The organism is Herbaspirillum sp. Her3 (assembly GCF_057961275.1).
The window spans coordinates 4703025-4722294 of the sequence record NZ_CM176328.1 but is presented as its reverse complement, the minus strand read 5'-3'; the positions used below and the strand labels follow the sequence as shown (position 1 = coordinate 4722294).

General features: G+C 64.1%; 17 protein-coding genes. 14 read left to right on the top strand and 3 right to left on the bottom strand.

Features of this window, described 5'->3' with window-relative positions:
- Nucleotides 1-79 precede the first annotated feature (79 nt).
- The 4 genes from amaB (at nucleotide 80) to ACVC5H_RS21510 (ending at nucleotide 5275) form a co-directional block, all read left to right on the top strand.
- Entirely contained in the window at nucleotides 80-1594 is a 1515-nt protein-coding gene (amaB, locus tag ACVC5H_RS21525) for an L-piperidine-6-carboxylate dehydrogenase (RefSeq protein WP_489619767.1), read from the top strand.
- 146 nt (nucleotides 1595-1740) lie between these two features.
- The gene (locus tag ACVC5H_RS21520; RefSeq protein WP_489619766.1) at nucleotides 1741-2784 is read left to right on the top strand and encodes an ABC transporter substrate-binding protein; all 1044 of its coding nucleotides are present in this window, start codon (nucleotides 1741-1743) and stop codon (nucleotides 2782-2784) included.
- 13 nt (nucleotides 2785-2797) lie between these two features.
- The gene (locus ACVC5H_RS21515; protein WP_489619765.1) at nucleotides 2798-4012 is read left to right on the top strand and encodes an aminotransferase-like domain-containing protein; all 1215 of its coding nucleotides are present in this window, start codon (nucleotides 2798-2800) and stop codon (nucleotides 4010-4012) included.
- A gap of 192 nt (nucleotides 4013-4204) precedes the next feature.
- Entirely contained in the window at nucleotides 4205-5275 is a 1071-nt protein-coding gene (locus tag ACVC5H_RS21510) for a HoxN/HupN/NixA family nickel/cobalt transporter (protein WP_489619764.1), read from the top strand.
- Nucleotides 5276-5294: 19 nt separating this feature from the next.
- Here ACVC5H_RS21510 and nikR read toward each other — a convergent pair whose 3' ends face one another.
- Nucleotides 5295-5762 (bottom strand): nickel-responsive transcriptional regulator NikR, encoded by a 468-nt coding sequence (gene nikR, locus ACVC5H_RS21505; protein ID WP_489619763.1) that lies wholly within the window; start codon nucleotides 5760-5762, stop codon nucleotides 5295-5297.
- Between the two features lie 76 nt (nucleotides 5763-5838).
- Nucleotides 5839-6981, bottom strand: coding sequence for a sigma-54 interaction domain-containing protein (locus ACVC5H_RS21500; RefSeq protein WP_489619762.1), 1143 nt, complete (start codon nucleotides 6979-6981; stop codon nucleotides 5839-5841).
- Nucleotides 6982-7403: 422 nt separating this feature from the next.
- Between ACVC5H_RS21500 and msuE the strand changes: the two genes are divergently transcribed.
- The 8 genes from msuE to ACVC5H_RS21460 all read left to right on the top strand — a co-directional run bounded on the left by msuE (nucleotide 7404) and on the right by ACVC5H_RS21460 (nucleotide 15634).
- Nucleotides 7404-7964 (top strand): FMN reductase, encoded by a 561-nt coding sequence (gene msuE, locus ACVC5H_RS21495; RefSeq protein ID WP_489619761.1) that lies wholly within the window; start codon nucleotides 7404-7406, stop codon nucleotides 7962-7964.
- A 218-nt stretch (nucleotides 7965-8182) separates the two neighbouring features.
- Complete coding sequence (gene sfnG, locus ACVC5H_RS21490; RefSeq protein ID WP_489619760.1) at nucleotides 8183-9331, top strand: dimethylsulfone monooxygenase SfnG; 1149 nt, start codon at nucleotides 8183-8185, stop codon at nucleotides 9329-9331.
- On the top strand, nucleotides 9328-10221 hold the full coding sequence (locus ACVC5H_RS21485) for an ABC transporter ATP-binding protein (RefSeq protein WP_489619759.1): 894 nt from the start codon (nucleotides 9328-9330) through the stop codon (nucleotides 10219-10221). The genes sfnG and ACVC5H_RS21485 overlap by 4 nt, the downstream gene beginning before the upstream one ends.
- On the top strand, nucleotides 10221-11117 hold the full coding sequence (locus tag ACVC5H_RS21480) for a branched-chain amino acid ABC transporter permease (protein WP_489619758.1): 897 nt from the start codon (nucleotides 10221-10223) through the stop codon (nucleotides 11115-11117). The genes ACVC5H_RS21485 and ACVC5H_RS21480 overlap by 1 nt, the downstream gene beginning before the upstream one ends.
- A gap of 1 nt (nucleotide 11118) precedes the next feature.
- On the top strand, nucleotides 11119-12174 hold the full coding sequence (locus tag ACVC5H_RS21475) for a branched-chain amino acid ABC transporter permease (RefSeq protein WP_489619757.1): 1056 nt from the start codon (nucleotides 11119-11121) through the stop codon (nucleotides 12172-12174).
- 46 nt (nucleotides 12175-12220) lie between these two features.
- The gene (locus ACVC5H_RS21470; RefSeq protein ID WP_489619756.1) at nucleotides 12221-13537 is read left to right on the top strand and encodes an ABC transporter substrate-binding protein; all 1317 of its coding nucleotides are present in this window, start codon (nucleotides 12221-12223) and stop codon (nucleotides 13535-13537) included.
- 74 nt (nucleotides 13538-13611) lie between these two features.
- Nucleotides 13612-14871 (top strand): SfnB family sulfur acquisition oxidoreductase, encoded by a 1260-nt coding sequence (locus ACVC5H_RS21465; protein ID WP_489619755.1) that lies wholly within the window; start codon nucleotides 13612-13614, stop codon nucleotides 14869-14871.
- A 1-nt stretch (nucleotide 14872) separates the two neighbouring features.
- Nucleotides 14873-15634, top strand: coding sequence for an ABC transporter ATP-binding protein (locus ACVC5H_RS21460; protein WP_489619754.1), 762 nt, complete (start codon nucleotides 14873-14875; stop codon nucleotides 15632-15634).
- A 4-nt stretch (nucleotides 15635-15638) separates the two neighbouring features.
- Here ACVC5H_RS21460 and ACVC5H_RS21455 read toward each other — a convergent pair whose 3' ends face one another.
- Nucleotides 15639-16553 (bottom strand): LysR family transcriptional regulator, encoded by a 915-nt coding sequence (locus ACVC5H_RS21455; RefSeq protein WP_489619753.1) that lies wholly within the window; start codon nucleotides 16551-16553, stop codon nucleotides 15639-15641.
- Nucleotides 16554-16808: 255 nt separating this feature from the next.
- Between ACVC5H_RS21455 and ACVC5H_RS21450 the strand changes: the two genes are divergently transcribed.
- Nucleotides 16809-17675, top strand: a complete 867-nt coding sequence (locus tag ACVC5H_RS21450; RefSeq protein ID WP_489619752.1) for an NAD(P)-dependent oxidoreductase — start codon at nucleotides 16809-16811, stop codon at nucleotides 17673-17675.
- Nucleotides 17676-17690: 15 nt separating this feature from the next.
- On the top strand, nucleotides 17691-19205 hold the full coding sequence (locus ACVC5H_RS21445; RefSeq protein ID WP_489619751.1) for an aldehyde dehydrogenase family protein: 1515 nt from the start codon (nucleotides 17691-17693) through the stop codon (nucleotides 19203-19205).
- Nucleotides 19206-19270 lie beyond the last annotated feature (65 nt).

Sequence of the window (19270 nt, the reverse complement as noted above, 5' to 3'; positions counted from 1 at the left end):
TTGGTTTTAACAATAGGGCCGGCTGTCCTTATACTCCATCGTTCCAGACCCATCCCACTCCACTTTTCAAGGGAATCCCATGTCTTCTCCACGCATCTTCTCCACCCTGGGTGCCGACTTCTCTGCCTGGGCCGGCAACGATCTGGTGATCCGTTCGCCGCGCGATGGCGAGGTCATCGCGCAACTCAAGGCGCAGACGCCGGCCGATGCCCAAGCCGCCATTGCCGACGCACAGCAAGCCTTCCTGGCCTGGCGCGAAGTGCCGGCGCCGGTGCGCGGCGAACTGGTGCGCGTGCTGGGTGAAGTGCTGCGCGAGCACCGCGACGAACTGGGCGCCCTGGTCACCCGGGAAGCGGGCAAGATCCTCTCCGAAGGCCTGGGCGAGGTGCAGGAAATGATCGATATCTGCGACTTCGCCGTGGGCCTGTCGCGCCAGTTGCATGGCCTGACCATCGCCTCCGAGCGTCCCGGCCACCGCATGATGGAAACCTGGCATCCGCTGGGCGTGGTCGGCGTTATCACCGCTTTCAATTTCCCGGTCGCCGTGTGGGCGTGGAACGCCGCGCTGGCGCTGGTGTGCGGCAATGCCGTGGTGTGGAAACCGTCCGAAAAGACCCCTGTCACCGCGCTGGCCGTGCAAGCCCTCTTCGCCAAGGCCGTGGCGCGCTTCTCGGCGCAGCGTCCCAACCTGGTGCCTGCCAACCTGTGCGCCTTGCTGATCGGCGGCGCCGACCTGGGCGAAACCCTGTCGCGCTCGGCCGCCGTGCCGCTGGTGAGCGCCACCGGCAGCGTGCGCATGGGCCGCAAGGTGGCCACCGTCGTGGCTGAGCGCCTGGGCCGCAGCCTCCTGGAACTGGGCGGCAACAATGCCATGATCGTCGCGCCCTCGGCCGACCTGAACCTGGCCCTGCGTGCCATCACCTTCTCGGCCGTGGGTACGGCCGGCCAGCGCTGCACCAGCCTGCGCCGCCTGTTCGTCCACAGCAGCATCCACGACCAGGTGGTGGCGCAGATCAAGCGCATCTATGCCAGCGTGAAGGTCGGTGATCCGTTGCAGGGCGATACCCTGGTCGGCCCGCTGATCGACCAGGCCGCCTTCGATGCCATGCAGGCCGCGCTGGCGCAAGCCCGCGAGCAGGGTGGTGAAGTGACCGGTGGCGAACGCGTGGACGTGATGGGCCAGCAGTCCTGGTACGTGCGCCCGGCCGTGGTCACCATGCCGGCCCAGACCGCGATCATGCATCACGAGACCTTCGCGCCCATCCTCTACATCGTCAAGTACGATGAACTGAGCGACGCCATCGCCATGAACAACGCCGTGCCGCAAGGCCTGTCCTCGGCCATCTTCACCAATGACATGCGCGAAGCCGAGCTGTTCGTTTCGGCCGTGGGCAGCGACTGCGGCCTGGCCAACGTCAACATCGGCACCAGCGGTGCGGAAATCGGCGGTGCCTTCGGCGGCGAAAAGGAAACCGGCGGAGGCCGCGAATCCGGTTCCGACGCCTGGAAGAATTACATGCGCCGCGCCACCAATACCATCAACTACAGCAAGACCCTGCCGCTGGCGCAGGGGGTGAAGTTCGATATCGACTAAGTGCCCGCGTAGTCCACCGGTACATCCCAAGAAAAAAGCAGCACCGCTGCCAGATCCCTGCTCCAACAAGGGATCTGGCATGGCATCCCACGACCCACGCCCGCGCAAGCGGGATCCACATCGGCAAACCGGCAAGGAGTGCAGTAATGAAGATGAAGACCCTGGCAGTGACCTGTGCAATCGCAGCGACCTTCGTCGCCACTGGCGCGCAGGCGCAGACCAAGACCATTTACGTCGGCATGAACGGCGGCACGATGGAAAAGAACTACAGCGCCTCGATCTTCCCCGACTTCGAGAAGGCCAACAACGTCAAGGTGGTGGTGGTGCCCGGCACCTCCTCCGACATCATCGCCAAGATGCAGGCCCAGCGTGACAAGCCGCAGATGCACGTGGCCTTCCTCGATGACGGCATCATGTACCGCGCCATCAACATGAGCCTGTGCGAGAAGGTCAAGGACGCTGCCGTGCTCAAGGATGTCTATCCCTTCGCGCGCCTGGCCAACGACCAGGCCGTGGCCATCGAGATGGGCGTGCTCGGCATCGGCTACAACAAGAAGCTGTTCGCCGAAAAGGGCTGGCCGGCCCCGACTTCGTGGATGGATTTTGCCGATCCCAAGTACAAGCAGAAGGTGGTGTTCCAGTCGATCTCGGCCAGTACCTTTGGCCTGTATGGCTTCATGATGTTCAACCGCCTGGTGGGCGGCACCGACAAGAACGTCGAGCCGGGCTTCAAGAAGTGGGGCAGCACCGTCGGCCCCAACGTGGTCGAATACCTCTCCAGCTCGGCCAAGATTTCCGAGATGGTGCAGACCAATGAAGCCGCCATCTTCCCGCTGACCGTCACCGGCATCGCCAACCTGAAGGACAAGGGTATCCCCGCCGAATTCGCCACGCCCAAGGAGGGCGGCGTATTGCTCATGACCGGCGCCTGCCCCATCAAGGGCAACAGCGAACCCGAACTGGCCCAGAAGCTGGTGGAATATCTGCTGACCCCGGCCGTGCAGGCCAAGAGCATGGCACTGACCAATTCGATTCCGGTCAACCGCAACGTGCCCCTGTCCGAGGCCGCGCAAGCCAAGCTGGGCAAGAGCGAGGTGCTGACCAGGAACCTCAATACCGTGGACTGGGACACCATCAACGAAAAGCGCTCCGAGTGGAACAACCGCTGGAACCGCATGATCGAGCAATAAGCATCGTCCCGTCATGACCGTCGCCTATCGCTTCCATCCGGCCTTCCAGTCGCCACAAGGCTCGCCCATCCGGGAGCTGTTCAAGTACACCCAGCAGCCCGGCATGATCTCCTTTGCCGGCGGTTATCCGGCGCCGTCGCTGTTCGATACGCAGGGCTTGGCACGCAGCGCCGCCACCCTGCTCGACGGCGCGGCGGCGGCCTGCCTGCAATATGGCGCCACCGAAGGCACGGCGCAGCTGGCGCAGGTGCTCAAGGAGCTCACGCGCAAGCGCATCGGCGGTGCCGATGCGGGCGAGCTGATCGTGACCACCGGTTCGCAGCAGGGTTTCGAGCTGCTGCTGCGCATCCTGCTGGAACCGGGGGAGTCGGTCGCCATCGAGCGGCCCTGCTATCCGGCGGCGATCCAGGCTCTGCGCCTGGCCGGTGCCGAGCTGATGGAAATCCCCGGCGATGCCCAGGGCATGGATACTGCGGCCCTGGAGACCATGCTGCTGGCGGGTGCCCGGCCCAAGCTGCTGTACCTGGTGCCGAGCTTTGCCAACCCGACCGGCGCCACCTTGCCGCTGGCGCGGCGGCGCCATCTGCTGGCGCTGGCGGTGCGCTACCGCTTCATCGTGATCGAGGATGATCCCTATGGCCAGCTGCGTTTCTCCGGCCAGGCCGAACCGCCGCTGCTGCAGGTCGCGCAGGAGATCGAGGGCGCACGCGACTGGCTGGTCTACCTGTCCAGCCTCTCCAAGACCGTGGCACCGGGTTTGCGCATCGGCTGGATGTGCGGCCCCGGTGAGATCCTGCGCCGTGCGGTGATCGCCAAGCAGACCGGCGACCTGTGCACGGCACCGTGGATGCAGATGGTGGCCGCGCACTACCTGCAGGCCGGCCGCCTGGAGGAACATCTGCCGCTCATCATCGCCACCTATCGCGAGCGCTGCGCCATCATGCTGTCGTCCTTGCGCGAAGCCTTTGGCGAGAGCCTGGCGCTGATCGCTCCGGAAGGCGGCATGTTCATCTGGGCCAGCTGGCAGGATGGTACGGACGCCACCGCGCTGTTGCAGGCTGCGGTGCGCCACAACGTGATGTACGTGCCCGGCAGCGCCTTCTATGCGACGCAGCCCCACGCAGGGCACTGGCGGCTGTCCTTCGCCAATGCCCAGCCATCGGAGATCATCGAAGGCGTGGCCCGTCTGAAGCAGGCGCGGGAGGAATGGATGCGCATGGAAGCATGAATTTCCTGCATGCATGAAAAACGCCCCGTTGCGCAGGTTGTGCATCGGGGCGTTGTCTTTTCTGCCGGCGCTGGCTCCAGGCAAGCTGTGCAGTCAGCCAACGGTCAGCGATAAAGAGTATGATGATTTATTTTTTAATCATATGAAGGTCGGCGATCTCCATGGAGCGAGCCGGCCCATCGCCAAGCTGCCATGTTTCAATCCTTGCGCACCGTGCTCAATGACGCCGCTCCCGAACTGCGGAACAAGGTCATCGCCATCTACGCCTTCCTGATTTTCTTCAACGTCGCCGTCTGGATCGCCGCGTATCTGGCCTTCAGGCAGACGCCCCTGTTGCTGGGCACGGCGTTTCTGGCCTATGGATTCGGGCTGCGGCACGCGGTCGATGCCGACCATATCGCCGCCATCGACAACGTGACCCGCAAGCTGATGCAGGATGGCAAGAAACCGGTGGCCGTCGGCCTGATGTTTTCGCTGGGACACTCCACGGTGGTCATCCTCGCCTGCCTGCTGCTGGCGCTCAGTGCGATGGCCCTCAAGAACCAAATGGATTCATTCCATGAGATCGGCGGCATCATCGGGACGCTGGTGTCTGCCTTCTTCCTGCTGCTCATCGCGGTGCTGAACCTGATCGTGCTGAGATCCGTCTGGCGCAAGTTCCGCGACCTGCGCAGCGGCAAGCCTTACGTGGAAGAAGACGTGGACCTGCTGTTGGGCAATCGCGGTTTCATGGCACGCATTTTCCGGCCCATGTTCAAGCTCATCACGCGCAGCTGGCACATGTACCCGCTGGGCTTCCTGTTCGGGCTGGGGTTCGATACCGCCACCGAAATTTCCCTGCTCGGCATCTCCGCGACGCAGACGGCCAATGGCTTGCCGATCTGGACCATCCTGCTGTTCCCGCTGCTCTTTACGGCTGCCATGTCGCTGATCGACACCACCGACGGCATCCTGATGCTGGGCGCGTATGGCTGGGCCTTCGTCAAGCCCGTGCGCAAGCTTTACTACAACATGACCATCACCTTTGTCTCAGTGCTGGTGGCGGTGCTGGTGGGCAGTATCGAAGTGCTGGGGCTGCTGGCGGACAAGCTGGAATTGTCAGGCGCCTTCTGGGATTTCATCGGCCGGCTCAGCGACAGCTTCGGCGTGATCGGCTATCTCATCATCGGGCTCTTCGTTGCCGCCTGGCTGCTGTCGCTGCTGATCTACAAGTGGCGGCGCTATGACGAGCTGGATCTGCCGCCCGCCTCAGATATCAGCTGAGACTCTACCTGGCCACACTTCAGGACTTAGGATGGAAATGAACGTGCCCATGCCCGTGGGTGGCACGCACGTATTTTTCCTTCTTCATCTCGACCGGCACGATATGGACGTTCCCATGCCGCACGCCGGTTTGTGAAATGATCGCGTCGGCGCAGGCGCGTACTTCGTCCACGCGCCCCTTCAGGATCGTCGTCTCCAGACAATTGTCGTGATCCAGATGAACGTGCTGGGACGCAATGGCGACGTCATGGTGCTCATGCTGCAGCTGGGTCAGCCGGTTGGCCAGCATGCGCTCATGGTGATCGTAGATGTAGCTGACGGTGGCCACGCACCAGCGCGACTTGCCCTCGTCCAGTTCAGTCTGTCCCAGTTCCTTGCGCACCAGGTCGCGGAAGGCTTCGGAACGGTTCGAGTAACCCTTGCTGTCGACGAACTTGTCGAACTCTGCCGCCAGGTCGTCATCGACCGAAATTGTCCAGCGCTGCATTGCCATTCCCCTAGAGTGATAGGCGGGATCATAACAATGCGGCGCCGCTGCGGTCAAAATGCGCAGACAGTGCGCTTCATTTCAATGCCGAAATCTGCCCGTTGCGGATCAGTCGCGCACGCAGCACGTTGCGGCTGATGTCGAGCAGGCGCGCGGCCTGCACCTGGTTGCGTTCGCAAAATTCGAAGGCAGTGCGGAAGATGGTGTCCTCGATCTTCTCGAACAGGCCGTCCTGCGACTGGTTGAAGAGCGTCTGCAAGGCCTGCTCAAGTCCGTGCAGCGGATCGCCGCTGGTGCATGAGACCGTCCCGGCGGCATAGTCCGCGCGGCGTTCCACGTGCGAGAGATGGAAGTGTTCGGGGCGCAGGGCGTCATCCTGGCAGATCAGCAGTGCATGATGGATGGCATTTTCCAGTTCGCGGATGTTGCCCGGCCAGTCGTGCTGGTGCAGCTTGCGCTCGCCCTCGGCATCGATGCGCGTGGCCCCATAGCCCAGCCGCTGGCGATACTCATGCAGGAAGTGATACGCCAGCGGCAGGATGTCGGCCGGCCGTTCGCGCAGGCGCGGGATGGCCAGCTGCACGACCTGCAGCCGGTAATACAGGTCCTGGCGGAAATGCCCGGCGGCCACCGCATCCTGCAGGCGCACGTTGGTGGCGGCGATGATGCGCACGTCGATGGGGATGCTGCGGCGGGAACCGAGCCGCACCACTTCGCGTTCCTGCAGCACCCGCAACAGCTTGACCTGGATGGCCAGCGGCAGGTCGCCGATCTCATCGAGGAACAAGGTGCCGCCATTGGCGGCCTCGAACCATCCGGCCTTGTGGGCGATGGCGCCGGTGAAGGCGCCCTTCTCATGGCCGAACAATTCGCTCTCGGCCAGGCTCTCCGAAAACGCCCCGCAGTTCACCGCCACGAAAGGCGCATCGCGCCGTGCGCTCAATGCATGGACGTGGCGTGCAATCAATTCCTTGCCGGTACCGGTGGCACCGATGATGACCACATTGGCGTCGCTGGGTGCCACGCGCTGCACGCGCTCCAGCAAGGCCAGCGAGACCGGGTCATGGAACACCTGCGCGGTGGCGCGAATGGAAGTGCCCAGCTTGCGCGCATGCGGCAGCGTCAGCAGCGGTGAGATAGTGCGCGCTGTGATGTCGCCGTCACCCTCTGGTGAAGAGGACAGCGCATAGAGATGGGCAGAGCGATGGCTGGCATGCATGTCAGGCTCCGGACTGGATGAGTCTCCTGCATCGGGGGGAGGCGCAGGAAGACAGCGAATTGATTCTAACAATATGCACAGGACGAATTAACGATCAATTCAGCATAAGCATGCTCGGTATACGTTGGTTCATCTGGCGCAAACACTTGTCTGACAAGGGCCTGACGATAGGGCGTCGTGTTGTGGCGACAACCAGGCCGAGGAGGGAAGAAGCTGTCATACAGCTTTGAAAACTTAGTAATTCGTAGATCAGAAAAACTGCTGCTGCAGCAGCAGTCCCTGAGCATCTTGCTGCTGCAGCAGTAGCGCATATTTTGCAAGTCATTGATTTGAAAGGCTTCACCAGATGGCACGTTCTTCGCTGAAGGAGAAGGGCGCAATTGATCGCGTCCCCCTCTAGCCATCCAAGGAGAGCCTTCTTCATGAGCCGTCCCCTGCAAGTCGTCATCGTCGCCGGAAGCGGCCGCCGTCCTTCCCGCACCCTGGGCCTGCTGCATGCCATCGCGGCGCAACTGGGCCAGCACCTTGCCATCCAGACCGACGTGGTGGCGCTGTCCGACCTCAGTGGCCAGTTGCTCAGCGCGACCGAATTGGAGCAATTGCCCGACCCGGTACGCCAGAAGATCGCCGCCATCGGCGCTGCCGACCTGCTGCTGGCCGGCAGTCCGGTCTATCGCGGTTCCTATTCAGGTTTGTTCAAGCACCTGTTCGACCTGGTGCCGCAGGAGTCGCTCTTCGGCAAGCCCGTGCTGCTGGCCGCCACCGGGGGCAGCGACCGCCACGCGCTGGTCATCGATCACCAGCTGCGTCCGCTGTTCGCCTTCTTCCAGACGCTGCCCCTGCCCCTGGGCGTGTATGCCAATGCCAACGAATTCGACAACGAAACGATTACCAGCCAGGCCTTGCAGGAGCGCATTGCACTGACCGTGCAGCGTGCGCTGCCGGTGCTGCAGGCGCTGGCAACAAGCGCAGCCCCGAGCTAGGTGGGCTGACTCGGTTGTGCCGCCAGACACCGTTCATCCTGAGTAGCGGCCTTGCCGCGTATCGAAGGACGCTCCGGCCGATGCGCGTCTTCGATACGGCCCTGGCGGGCCTACTCAGTCCGAACGGTCTCAGACTGGTTTGCATCAGTTGATTCTGTCCATTGCATTGCCCTTACATCCATTTTTTTGATGACCGCAAGATCCACAGGAGATTTTTCATGAGCCAAGCACAGTCCACCACCGCCCCGCGCACCGATGCCGTCAAGTTCGCCTATTGGGTCCCCAACGTCAGCGGCGGCCTGGTGGTGAGCAAGATCCCGCAGCGCACTGACTGGAGCCTGGAATACAACCAGCGCCTGGCCGTGGCCGCCGAAAAGGCCGGCTTCGAATACGCCCTGAGCCAGATCCGCTTTACCGCCGGCTATGGCGCCGAATACCAGCACGAGTCGGTCTCCTTCAGCCAGGCCCTGCTGCACGCCACCACCAGGCTCAAGGTGTTGGCCGCGATCCTGCCGGGCCCGTGGCATCCGGCCGTGGTAGCCAAGCAGATCGCCACCATCGATCACATCTCCAATGGCCGCATCGCCATCAACGTGGTCAGCGGCTGGTTCAAGGGCGAGTTCCAGGCCATCGGCGAACCCTGGCTGGAACACGACGAACGCTATCGCCGCTCCAATGAATTCATCCGCGCGCTCAAGGGCATCTGGACGCAGGACGACTTCACCTTCAAGGGCGATTTCTATCGCTTCAACAATTACACCCTCAGTCCCAAGCCGGTGCAAAAACCGCATCCGGAAATCTTCCAGGGTGGCAGCTCCCGCGCAGCGCGCGACAACGCGGCCAGCGTCTCGGACTGGTACTTCACCAACGGCAATACGGTCGAAGGCCTCAAGGCACAGATCGACGACATCCAGGCCAAGGCCGCGCAGAACGGCCACAAGGTGCGCATCGGCGTGAACGCCTTCGTGATCGCCCGCGATACCGAAGAAGAAGCGCAAGCCGTCCTGCAGGACATCATCAAGCATGCCCACGTGGAAGCCGTGCATGCCTTCGGCGATGCGGTCAAGCAGGCCGGCCGTGCATCACCGGAAGGGGAGGGTAACTGGGCCAAGTCCACCTTCGAGGATCTGGTGCAATACAACGATGGCTTCAAGACCAATCTGATCGGCACCCCGCAACAGATCGCCGAGCGCATCGTCGCGCTCAAGGCCGTCGGTGTGGACCTGGTGCTGACCGGCTTCCTGCACTTCATCGAGGAAGTCGAATACTTCGGCCAGAAGGTGTTGCCGCTGGTGCGCGAACTGGAAGCGCGCCAGGCCGCCTCGGCCGGCGCTGCGCAGGCGAACGCGCTGGAAGCGGTGGCATGAGCATCGGCAGCGCGCCCGCTTCGGCGCTGCCCGGCCTGGCCGGGGCAGCGCTCAGTGCGCAGGCCGGGCCGTCAGCAGCCGCACAGGCCGGTGCCACGCCGGTGCTGCAGCTGGAAGGCATCAGCCTCTCCTTCGGTGGTGTGCAGGCGTTGCGCCACGTCGACCTGGCCCTGCATGAACGCGAGATCCTGGCCGTCATCGGTCCCAATGGGGCCGGCAAGAGTTCGCTGGTCAACGTCATGAGCGGGCTGTACCGGCCTACGCAAGGCATGGTCCATCTCGGCGGCCGGCGTTTCCGCCAGGTGCCCACTGCACGGCTGGGGCGGCTGGGCGTGGCACGCACCTTCCAGAACCTGGCGTTGTTCAAGGGCCTGAGCGTGCGCGACAACATCGTGCTGGGCCGCGTCAATGCGATGCGCTCCAGCTTCGTGGAGCAGATCGTCGGCCTCGGGCGCGCCCGCCGCGAGCGCAGCGAGGCACGCGCGCTGGCGGATCAGATGATGGATTTCCTTGACTTGCGCAGCGATGCACATCGTCCCGTGGGCGGCCTGCCCTATGGCCTGCAGAAGCGCGTGGAGCTGGCGCGCGCGCTGGTGGCGCGACCGCGCCTGCTGTTGCTGGATGAGCCCATGGCCGGCATGACCGTCACCGAAAAAAGCGAGATGGCGCATTTCGTGCGCGCCGCCCGCACGCAGTTCGATACGGCCATCCTGCTGATCGAACACGACATCGGTGTGGTCTTCGGCATCTCCGACCGCGTGGTGGTGCTCCAGCATGGCAGCAAGATCGCCGATGGTGCACCCGCTGCGGTGCGCCAGGATGCCGCCGTGATCGATGCCTATCTGGGCGTGGCGCACGCCGCTCCCCAGCCTCAAGAGGAGGCCGCGTGATGGCTGATGTCGATTGGGTCTTCTTTGCCGAAGTGCTGACCGGTGGCCTGCTCTCGGGGGTCATGTATTCGCTGGTGGCCATCGGCTTCGTGCTGATCTACAAGACCTCGGGCGTGCTCAACTTTGCCCAGGGTGCGCAGCTGCTGTTTGCGGCGCTGACCTTCGTGAGCCTGGTGGAGCACGGCATTCCCTTTTTGCTGGCCTTGCTGCTGACGCTGGCGGCGATGATCCTGCTGGGCTTGTCGATTGAGCGGGTGGTGTTGCGTCCGCTGCAGAACCAGTCGCCGATGACCCTGTTCATGGCCACGCTCGGCCTGTCCTACGTCATCGAGGGCGCGGCGCAATTGCTGTGGGGGACGCAGGTGCATGCGCTGGAACTGGGCATCGCCGATACGCCGCTGCAACTGGGCGGGATGATGATTTCTTCCTTCGATCTCTTCGCGGCCGCTACCGCTGCCCTGATGGTGGCGCTGCTGTCGGTCTTCTTCCGCTACACGCGCCTGGGGCTGGAATTCCGGGCCTTGGCCGATGACGGCTTTGCCGCGCTGGCCGTGGGATTGCGCCTGCCGCGCATCCTCGCGGCGGTGTGGGCGACGGCCGGATTGATTGCGCTGATCGCCGGATTGCTCTGGGGCGCGCGCCTCGGGGTGCAGTTCTCGCTGTCGCTGGTGGTGCTGAAAGCCTTGCCGGTGCTGGTGCTGGGCGGATTCGATTCGGTGCTGGGCGCCATCGTCGGCGGACTGTTGATCGGTGCGTTGGAAAAACTGGCGGAGGTCTATCTCGGCCCGCTGGTCGGCAGCGGCATCGAGGGCTGGTTCGCCTATGTCGCCGCGCTGGCCTTCCTGCTGGTCAGGCCCAGTGGCTTGTTCGGCCAGCGTGCATTGCAAAGGGCATGACATGACCACTTCCGTTGCCACACCTTCCCGCGCGCTGTCCACCCGCAGCGCTTCCCTGCGCGGCGCATGGCCCTGGCTGCTCTTGCTGCTGGTGGCCTATGGCGTGCTGCCTTGGGCCGCCTCGGCCTATGTCATCGATGCCTTGCTGATTCCCTTCCTGGCGCTCTCGCTGGCGGCGGTCGGGCTGAACCTGTTGACTGGCTATGCCGGCCAGCTCTCGCTGGGCAGTTCGGCCTTCATGGCGGTGGGGGCCTTTGCCGCCTACAACCTCAACCTGCGCGTGGAGGGCTTGCCGCTGCTGGTCTCCATTGCGCTGGCAGGGCTGGCGGCGACCGCCATCGGCCTGGTCTTCGGCTTGCCCAGCCTGCGCCTGCGCGGCTTTTACCTGGCCGTCTCGACGCTGGCGGCGCAGTTCTTCGTGCAGTGGGTGCTGGTCAAGTTCAGCTGGTTCAGCAATGACAATCCCTCGGGCGTGATCGATGCGCCGGCGCTGGTGGTGGGCGGCATCGCCTTCGATACACCGGCCGGGCGCTACCTGTTCGCGCTGGCCATCGTCACCGTGCTGACCCTGCTGTGCTGGCGGCTGGTACAGAGCCAGACCGGCCATCACTTCATCGCCGTGCGCGACAACGAACAGGCCGCCCGCGTGATCGGCGTGCCGGTGCTGCGTACCAAGCTGCTGGCCTTTGCGGTCTCGTCCTTCATCATCGGCGTGGCCGGCGTGCTGTGGGGCTTCGTCTACCTGCGCACGGTGGAGCCGGCCGGCTTCAATCTGGATCGATCGCTGCAGATCCTCTTCATCGTCATCATCGGCGGCCTGGCGACGATACGCGGGGCCTTCCTGGGGGCGGCGCTGATCGTGGTGTTTCCGCTGCTGCTGTCGCGCCTGGGCAGCCTGCTGCTGGGGCAGTGGTTCGACTCGGGCGTGCTGGAGATGAGCCAGCGCATCGTGCTGGGGGCGCTGATCATCTTCTTCCTCATCGTCGAACCGCAGGGGCTGGCGGCGCTGTGGGGACGGGCGCGCCGCAGACTTCATACGCCTGCATCTTCACCATAACTTTTTACCTTCACTTCCACACTCACCACGGAGAAGCTTCCTCACCATGCTGCACTCAAAATTTACAAAAGCCTTCATACTCGTCACCGCCTTGCTGTCTGCAGGCCTGCAAAATGCCCGCGCCGATGAACAATTCTTCCCCCTGCAGAGTTACCGGGTCGGTCCTTACGCCGCTGGCGGGACCGGCTTCTTTGGCGGTTTCATCGATTACCTCAACCTCATCAACCTGCGCGACGGCGGCGTGGGCGGCGTCAAGCTGACCTGGGAAGAGGGCGAGACCCAATACGAAGTGGAGCGCGGCGTGGAAGTCTACGAGCGCCTGAAGCAGCGTCCCAACATCGCCACCTGGAATCCGCTCTCGGTGGGTATCGCCTATGCGCTGCTGGACCGCGTGACGGCCGACAAGGTGCCGCTCCTGACGATCAACCACGGCCGCACCGATACCACCGACGGGCGCGTGTTCAAGTACATCTTCCCGCTGCTGCTGAACCCGTACAGCGAGACCTCGGGCATCGTCAACTACATCGCCAGCAAGGAAGGCGGCACCGACAAGCTCAAGGGCAAGAAGATCGTGGTGCTCTATCACGGTTCGCCCTACGGCAAGGAGACCATCCCCATCTACCAGCTGCTGTCGGAAAAATATGGCTTCTCGCTGCAGCAGATCGAAGTGCCGCATCCCGGCAATGACCAGCAGGCGCAGTGGCTGGCGATCCGCCGCGCCAAACCGGATTACGTGGTGCTGCGCGGCTGGGGCGTGATGAATCCGGTGGCGTTGAAGACGGCGCAGAAGTCGGGCTTCCCGGCCGATCACATCATCGGCAACGTCTGGTCCAATTCGGAAGAGGACGTGATTCCGGCAGGCGATGCCGCCAAGGGTTACGTGGCCATCACCACCGTGGCAGCGGGGGCGCAGTATCCGGTGCTGCAGGATATCCAGAAGATCGTCTATGGCGCCGGCAAGGGGAACCTGCAGGATCCCAGGCGCATCGGCAGCGTCTATCACAACCTGGGTGTACTCAACGGCATCCTCAACGTGGAAGCGATCCGCATCGCCCAGGCCAAGTTCGGCAAGCGCACCCTCACCGGCGATGAAATCCGCTGGGGTCTGGAAAACCTCAACATCGATCAGGCACGCGCTGCCGCACTCGGTGCCAAGGGCCTGTTCCACTCCATCCACGTGACCTGGGACAACCACGAAGGCGATGGCCTGGTGGCCTTCCAGCAATGGGATGGCAAGCAGTGGCACGTGGTCTCCGACTGGATTGCGCCAGACTGGAAACTGCTGCGTCCCATCATCGAAAAGTCTGCCCTGGCCTATGCCAAGGAAAAGAATATCAAGGTGCGCAAGAGCATCGATGACTGATGGCCGGGCGGCCCGGGCCTTGCCGGGCCGCCTGCCTTTTCCCCCACCTCTCCATTTTTCTGAAAGGCCGAACCATGTCTGCCGTGCTCGCTCCCTCTTTCCACTCCACTTCGCTTGCCTCTGGCCCGGTGCCGGGTCTGCCGCTTTCCGACAAGCCGGCGCACGTGATCCGCGACGATGCCGAAGCCATTGCCGTGGCCCATGCGCTGGCCAGGCGCCTGGCCGAAGGCGCGTCCGAACGCGACCGCCTGCGCCGCTGGCCGGTGGAAGAAATCGAAGCCTATTCGCAAAGCGGCCTGTGGGCCATCAACGTGCCGCGTGCCTTCGGCGGGGCCGAAGTCTCTTATGCCACGCTGGCCGAGGTAATCGCCATCATCTCGGCGGCCGATCCCTCGCTGGGCCAGATCACGCAGAACCATCTGGGCTTCGTGGCAGCGGTGCGCACGGTCTCCGATCCGGAGCAGCAGAAGCGCTTCTTTGCCGATTTCCTGCGCGGCGTGCGCTGGGGCAATGCGTTTTCCGAATCGGGCTCCAAGCGCGCGGCGGACTTCGAGACACGTTTCATCGATGCCGGTGACCACGTGATCGTGACCGGCAAGAAGTTTTATTCGACCGGTGCGCTGCTGGCGCATTACGTGCCCATCGTCGCCAATGACGAAGAGAACCGCACCTGGTACGTGGTGGCCGAGCGCAATGCGCCGGGCCTGTCCGTGATCGATGACTGGTCCGCCTTCGGCCAGCGCACCACGCTGAGCGGCACCGTCATCATCGACCAGGTGAAGGTGCCCAAGACGCATCTGATCCCGGCCTACAAGGGCTACCTGGAACCCTCGGCCGATGGCGCCATCTTCCAGATCATCCAGGCCGCGGTGGACGTGGGCATCGCCCGCGCTGCCATTGCCGATACCCAGGACTTCGTGCGCACCAAGTCGCGGCCATGGATCGACAGCCAGCGCGACCATGCCTGGGAAGATCCGTATTCCATCCAGGCCGTGGGTGACCTGCAGATCCGCCTGCATGCCAGCGAAGCGCTGCTGGAACGCGCCGGCCGTGCCATCGATGCGGCCGTGGCGGCGCCCGATGCCGAGAGTGTGGCACGTGCGCAGATCCTGACGGCCGAAGCCAAGGTGCTCTCCACCGAGATCGCCATTCACGCCACCAACAAGCTCTTCGAACTGGCCGGCACGCGCTCCACCCTGGGCCAGTACAACCTGGACCGCCATTGGCGCAATGCGCGCACCCATACGCTGCATGATCCGGTGCGGTGGAAATATGCCCTCGTCGGCAATTACTACCTCAATGGCGTCAAGCCTCCCTTCCACGCATGGAGCTGAGATGAGTGCGCCGCTGTTGCAGATCGAGTCCATCGAGGTGGTCTACCAGGGCGCGCTGCTGGCCCTGGAGGACGTCAGCCTGGAGGTGCGGGCCGGTGAAATCCACGCGCTCCTGGGGGCCAATGGCGCGGGCAAGTCGACCACGCTCAAGGCGGTCTCGCATCTGCTGCCGGCGCAGCGCGGGCAGGTGCGCGCCGGCCGCATTCTCTTCGATGGCCGCGAGGTGGCCCGCAGCAGTTCGGCCGAACTGGTGCGGCTGGGACTGGCGCAGGTGCTGGAAGGACGGCACTGCTTCAGCTCGCTCACCGTGGAAGAAAACCTGCTGACCGGATGGCCTGGCCACTTCACGCGGCGCCCCGTGCTGCGCGAGGCGCTGGAGCGCATCTATGCTCTCTTCCCGCAATTGCAGCAGCGGCGCGGCAGTCTGGCCGGGCTATGTTCGGGCGGCGAGCAGCAGATGCTGGCCATCGGCCGCGCGCTGATTTCGCGGCCGCGTCTGCTGGTACTGGATGAACCCTCGATGGGCCTGGCGCCGAAAGTGGTGGCCGACATCTTTGCGCAGCTGAGCCGGCTCAACCGGGAGGAGGGCGTGGCGCTGTTGGTGGCCGAGCAGAACTCGGCGGTGGCGCTGCAATACGCGCATCGGGCCACGGTGCTGGAGCATGGCCGCAGCGTGCTCAGCGATGAGGCTCAGGCGCTGCGCCAGCGGGCCGATATCCAGTCCTTCTACTTTGGCGAGGGGCGCGGCCTGCAGGCGGCCTGAGCGCTCAGTGCTGGAAGGCTTTCATGCGCGTGCTCAGATGCTGCAATAACCGGTTGGCAGCGGTGGAGAGCTGCCGCCCGGTGCGCGTGATGAGGTGGGCTTCCGAGCGGGCCAGCAGGGCATTGCGTACCGGAATCGCATAGAGTTCGCGGGCCGCCAGTTCGGTGGTCACGGCAAAGAGCGGCAAGAGCGTGAAGCCCAGTTCGGACTTCACGAAATGCTTGAGGATGGCAATCGAGTTGGTGGTGATGGTGGGCGTGAGCCGGGTCTTCTCGATCAGCGTGGCCGCTTCCACCAGCTGCCGCGTGCCATAGGCCAGGTGCGTGAGCGCCATCGGATAGCCCGCCAGTTCGCGCAGCGTCACCGACTCCACTTTCCCCAGCAACGGAAACTGCCGGCCCACGATGGCATACATGGGCTGGCGCGCCACTGCGCGGCTGACGATCTTGGCCTCCACCGGCGGATTGAAGACCAGCTCGATCTCGGCCTCGTCGGCGGCCACCGCACTGACCACTTCATTGGTGCCGGCCAGGTCCAGCACCAGCGCAATCTCGGGGTACTTCTTGCAGAACTGCTTGATGGGCCCGCTCACCATGTCCGAGATGAATCCCTCCCCCATGATGATGTTGATCGATCCGCGCTTCAGGCCGCGAATCTCCTGCAGCTTGGCCAGCACGTCGGACTGGTGCGAGCGCTGCTCCCGGTAATACTCCAGCAGCAGGGCGCCGGCTTCGGTCGGGCTGACGCCGCGCTTGTGGCGCTCGATCAGCGGCACCGCCAGTTCCTGTTCCAACAGGCTGATCTGGCGGCTCACCGCCGAGGGCGCGATGTCGAGGGCATCGGCCGCCGCCCGTACGCTGCCGGTGCGGACCGCTTCGTGCAGATAGGCAATGCGGTGGTCATTGAGCGTGTCGCCCATGCGCGTCTCCGTGTTCTCAAAATTAGAACAATAAACATGATCTGTGCGGATTGATTGTAGTGATCAAAGCCGCCAAACTCAATGCCCATCAGATGCAAGTTCGCGTATCACGCTGCGAACACCTTGCATCTTGTGCGGTATGTCAGTGATTTTGCTGCGATGCGCAAAATCGGTGCGGACCTCGCATCATGCTGGCGCAAGGCCGCCTCCATTTGGTGAACATGAGTTGATCGTTTGAGAACGCAAAGGACGAGGATGAAGAAGATCGGAGTGATTGGCCTGGGCAACATGGGCCGTGGCATGGCGTTTTCCCTGCAGCGCGGGGGCTATGAGGTGCTGGGCTATGACGCCCAGGAATCCACCCGCACCGCGCTGGCCCAGCAGGGGCTGCGCTGCGTGGACTCGATAGCGGCGCTGGCGCCGGCCGTGGAGATGGTGGTGCTGTCGCTGCCGACCTCGGACATCGTGGAGCAGGTGGTAGAGGGCGAGGGTGGCCTGTTGCAGCATGGCATGCCCGGGCTGGTGATCGTCGACACCACCACGGCCGACCCCAACAGTACCCGGCGCCTGGCCGCACTGTTGCAGGCGGCCGGCATGGAGCTGGTGGATGCGCCGGTCAGCGGCGGACCCAAGGGCGCGGCCACGGCCACCATGGGCATGGTCATCGGCGGCAGCGAACAGACCGTCGCGCGCATCGAGCCGGTCCTGGCGGTGATGAGCGCCAAGCGCGTGCACGTCGGCCCGGTGGGCGCGGGTCACGTGGCCAAGCTGCTCAACAACCTGGTCACCGGCACCCATCTGCTCATCGCTGGCGAAGCGGCGCGCATTGCGGCGGCCGCCGGGCTGGATGCGCGCCAGATCTTCCAGGGTCTGGCGTCGGGTTCGGCCAACAGCAAGGTGATCGAGGTCTTCTATCCGACCTGGATCTTCAATGAAGCCTTCGATTCCGGCTTCACCATGAAACTCATGCGCAAGGACCTGCGCCTGGCCATGAACCTGATCGAAGAGACCCGCAGCACCACGCCCCTGGCCAGGGAAGCGGGGCGGCTGTGGGCCCGCAGCGTGGAAGGCCTGGCCGATGCAGAAGATTTCAACCGCATCGTCAATTACATCGAACACTGATTTCCGGAGTCCTCCATGCAAAGCAATGACGCAGAAAACCTGATGCTGGCCTTTGGCCATTTCTTCCCCGGTGCCAAGGAGATCGGCTCCTGGATCAACGGCGAGCTGGTCGCCGGGCAGGGCGAGAGCATCCAGCTCTACAACCCCGCCACCGGCCGCGCTTCGCTGAGCTACCGCGATGGCGGTGCCGCAGCGGTAGAGGCGGCCGCTGTCGCCGCCCAGCGCGCACAGCGCCAGTGGTGGGCGCTGAGCCACGCTGCACGGGGCCGCGCCCTGTATGCCGTGGGCGCAGTCATTCGCGCCGAGGCTGAACCGCTGGCGCGACTGGAAGCGATCTCCTCGGGCAAGCCCATTCGCGATTGCCGTGCCGAGATGCAAAAGGTCGCGGAGATGTTCGAGTACTACGCAGGATGGGCCGACAAGTTCTACGGCGAAGTCATTCCCGTTCCCAGTTCGCACCTGAACTACACCCGCCGCGAACCCTATGGCACGGTGCTGCAGATGACGCCCTGGAACGCGCCGGCCTTCACCTGCGGCTGGCAGCTCGGCCCGGCGCTTGCCACCGGCAATGCGGTGCTGCTCAAGCCTTCCGAACTGACGCCCTTCTCCTCGCTGGCCATCGCCCGCCTGGGCGAGCAGGCCGGTCTGCCGGCCGGCCTGGTCAACGTGCTGGCCGGACTGGGCCAGACAATGGTGCCGCAGGCCATGGCGACCTGGACGGTGAAGAAGGTGATCTTCGTCGGTTCGCCCGCTACCGGCGCACTCATCGCCAAGGCTGCGGCCGCACGCGTGATGCCCTGTGTACTGGAGCTGGGTGGCAAGTCGGCCAACATCATCTTCGAGGATGCCGACCTGCGCCTGGCGGCCTTCGGGGCCCAGGCGGCGATCTTCTCGGGCGCCGGGCAGAGTTGCGTGGCCGGGTCGCGCCTGCTGGTCCAGCGCAAGGTCTATGACCGCTTCGTCGAGACGGTGGCCGCTGGTGCCGAGAAGATCCGCCTGGGCGCGCCGCTGGACGATAGCACCGAAGTTGGCCCGATCAACAACCGCAAGCAGTACGAGCACATCCAGCGCATGGTGGCCCGTGGACTGGAAGCGGGCGCGACCCTGGCAGCCGGCCACACGCGCTATGGCGAGGAGGGCTACTTCGTGCGCCCGACGCTGCTGGCGCATGCCAGCAATGCCATGGAGGTGGCGCGTTCGGAGATCTTCGGTCCGGTGGCCGTGGCCATTCCCTTCGAGGATGAAGAGGAAGCCATCGCCATCGCCAACGACAGCGAATTCGGCCTGGCCGGCGCGGTCTGGACCCGCGACGTGGCGCGTGCCCATCGGGTGGCGGCCAGCGTCAACGCCGGCACCTTCTGGGTCAACAGCTACAAGACCATCAACGTGGCCTCGCCCTTCGGCGGCTTCAACCGCAGCGGCTACGGGCGTTCCAGCGGCATGGAAGCGCTCTACGACTATACGCAGACCAAGAGCGTCTGGGTCGAGACCTCGGCCAATCCGGCCACGCCTTTCGGCTATGCCGGCTGAGGCCCGGCACTTTACGTAGTACACACTGACCGATCCACCACCAACCGGCCGCCTTGCCTGCGCAA

What these genes read in the sequence shown, in the direction of transcription:
- ACVC5H_RS21515 (WP_489619765.1), top strand. Translation starts at nt 2,798, where the DNA reads ATGACCGTCGCCTATCGCTTCCATCCGGCCTTCCAGTCGCCACAAGGC.
- sfnG (WP_489619760.1), top strand. Translation starts at nt 8,183, where the DNA reads ATGAGCCAAGCACAGTCCACCACCGCCCCGCGCACCGATGCCGTCAAG.
- nikR (WP_489619763.1), bottom strand. Translation starts at nt 5,762, where the DNA reads ATGCAGCGCTGGACAATTTCGGTCGATGACGACCTGGCGGCAGAGTTC.
- ACVC5H_RS21470 (WP_489619756.1), top strand. Translation starts at nt 12,221, where the DNA reads ATGCTGCACTCAAAATTTACAAAAGCCTTCATACTCGTCACCGCCTTG.
- ACVC5H_RS21510 (WP_489619764.1), top strand. Translation starts at nt 4,205, where the DNA reads ATGTTTCAATCCTTGCGCACCGTGCTCAATGACGCCGCTCCCGAACTG.
- ACVC5H_RS21480 (WP_489619758.1), top strand. Translation starts at nt 10,221, where the DNA reads ATGGCTGATGTCGATTGGGTCTTCTTTGCCGAAGTGCTGACCGGTGGC.
- msuE (WP_489619761.1), top strand. Translation starts at nt 7,404, where the DNA reads ATGAGCCGTCCCCTGCAAGTCGTCATCGTCGCCGGAAGCGGCCGCCGT.
- ACVC5H_RS21475 (WP_489619757.1), top strand. Translation starts at nt 11,119, where the DNA reads ATGACCACTTCCGTTGCCACACCTTCCCGCGCGCTGTCCACCCGCAGC.
- ACVC5H_RS21450 (WP_489619752.1), top strand. Translation starts at nt 16,809, where the DNA reads ATGAAGAAGATCGGAGTGATTGGCCTGGGCAACATGGGCCGTGGCATG.
- ACVC5H_RS21465 (WP_489619755.1), top strand. Translation starts at nt 13,612, where the DNA reads ATGTCTGCCGTGCTCGCTCCCTCTTTCCACTCCACTTCGCTTGCCTCT.
- ACVC5H_RS21520 (WP_489619766.1), top strand. Translation starts at nt 1,741, where the DNA reads ATGAAGATGAAGACCCTGGCAGTGACCTGTGCAATCGCAGCGACCTTC.
- ACVC5H_RS21460 (WP_489619754.1), top strand. Translation starts at nt 14,873, where the DNA reads ATGAGTGCGCCGCTGTTGCAGATCGAGTCCATCGAGGTGGTCTACCAG.
- ACVC5H_RS21445 (WP_489619751.1), top strand. Translation starts at nt 17,691, where the DNA reads ATGCAAAGCAATGACGCAGAAAACCTGATGCTGGCCTTTGGCCATTTC.
- amaB (WP_489619767.1), top strand. Translation starts at nt 80, where the DNA reads ATGTCTTCTCCACGCATCTTCTCCACCCTGGGTGCCGACTTCTCTGCC.
- ACVC5H_RS21500 (WP_489619762.1), bottom strand. Translation starts at nt 6,981, where the DNA reads ATGCATGCCAGCCATCGCTCTGCCCATCTCTATGCGCTGTCCTCTTCA.
- ACVC5H_RS21485 (WP_489619759.1), top strand. Translation starts at nt 9,328, where the DNA reads ATGAGCATCGGCAGCGCGCCCGCTTCGGCGCTGCCCGGCCTGGCCGGG.
- ACVC5H_RS21455 (WP_489619753.1), bottom strand. Translation starts at nt 16,553, where the DNA reads ATGGGCGACACGCTCAATGACCACCGCATTGCCTATCTGCACGAAGCG.